Origin of the sequence: Catenulispora yoronensis (assembly GCF_039531695.1) — a bacterium.
In the GTDB taxonomy this organism is placed as follows: Bacteria; Actinomycetota; Actinomycetes; order Streptomycetales; family Catenulisporaceae; genus Catenulispora; species Catenulispora yoronensis.
On sequence record NZ_BAAAQN010000181.1, the window covers coordinates 1 to 653 of the forward strand.

The following is a 653-nucleotide window of genomic DNA, read 5'->3' on the forward strand; positions in this document are numbered from 1 at the left end:
CGCTTCGATATCCACCAGCGTCTGGTCGATACCGACCACCCAGGAGACGCTGGATTCATTCTCCGGCTGAATTTGCTGCAGCAGCGGATCGCGGGCGTTAACGGGAAAATAGTGTTTAGATTTGCGTTTACCGGGAAATTTCATAGTGGCGCTTAAATAACAGGGAACAAGCGGGAAATAGTAGCATATTCCCCGCCCTGCGCGCGATCAGCGATAAGGCGCCGTCAGATTGACCATCATCTCAATATGCGCTGCGTCCGCATTAAGCGCCGGAATATATTCATATTGCTTGCCGCCTGCTTCGAGGAATATTTCCCGGTTCTGGACGGCGATTTCTTCCAGCGTTTCGAGACAGTCGGCGGCAAACCCCGGGCACAGCACCTGAATATGCTTGGTCCCTTTCTGGCCGAGCATCTTTAGCGTTTCATCGGTGTACGGGGTCAGCCAGGGTTCCCGGCCAAAGCGCGACTGGAAAGTCATCATCACCCGCTCCGGCGGCAGCCCCAGCGCGGAAACCAGTTCCCGCGTCGTATCGCGACAGCGCTGAGGATAATCATCGCCCTGGTTGGCATAGCGCTGCGGGATCCCATGATAGGAGAGCAGCAGCAGATCCGGTTCCCCATGGACAGCGAAGGAAGCGCGCACGCTGGCCG

The 653-nt window shown here is 57.0% G+C and carries 1 protein-coding gene and 1 pseudogene; both read right to left on the bottom strand.

Features of this window, described 5'->3' with window-relative positions:
* Positions 1-144: pseudogene (locus tag ABD481_RS46665) on the bottom strand (inosine/guanosine kinase); the annotation flags it as partial.
* A gap of 63 nt (positions 145-207) precedes the next feature.
* Positions 208-653 (bottom strand): ferrochelatase (gene hemH, locus ABD481_RS46670; protein ID WP_344672345.1); only part of this gene is annotated, 446 nt, incomplete at its 5' end.